1 protein-coding gene is annotated in these 558 nt (G+C 80.8%); it reads right to left on the minus strand.

The window, feature by feature from the left end:
- On the minus strand, positions 1–558 hold a 558-nt coding region (locus ABEB16_RS12905; RefSeq protein WP_345712655.1), incomplete at both ends, for a DUF6049 family protein.

Here is a 558-nt window from a genome sequence, read left to right on the forward strand (position 1 = left end):
GCTCGTGCCGGGGCTCGCGCCGCCGGCCAGCTGCGCGCCCGCCCCGTCCGGCGCGGCGGTGGCCCGCAGCGCGGACAGCGGCTGCAGCTGCACCCACGGGGTGTCCTCCAGCGCGGCCAGCAGCGCCGCCACCGCGGACGGCTCGGGGTTCCAGCCGCGGGGGGCGACGGCCAGCAGGCCGCGGGTGTCGTAGGGGCGTTCCAGGGTGATCGTGGCGGCCTCGGCGAGGAAGCGCTGCACGCCCGCCACGCCCTGCGCGCCGGTGTCCTCCAGCGCCGCGGACAGCTCGTCGTCGGCGACGAGCGCCGCGAGCTCACCGGAGCCGGTGGTGAGGGTGGCCCGGCCCGTCGGGGTGTACGTCAGGTCCGCGTCGGCGGGCAGGGAGGCGCCGTCCACCACGAGGGCGTCCTCCCCGTCGCCGGCCACCAGCTCCGCGGTGCGCTCGTCGGCGCGCCCCCGGGCGGGCCAGGCGACGTCGTCGCGCACGGGGCTGCCGAGCAGGGCCGCCGTGCCCGCGGCGGCGTCCTCCGCCGCGACGAGCAGCGCGACGCCCTCGGC

It is taken from the genome of Kineococcus glutinatus (assembly GCF_039542765.1).
Taxonomy (GTDB): domain Bacteria; phylum Actinomycetota; class Actinomycetes; order Actinomycetales; family Kineococcaceae; genus Kineococcus_A; species Kineococcus_A glutinatus.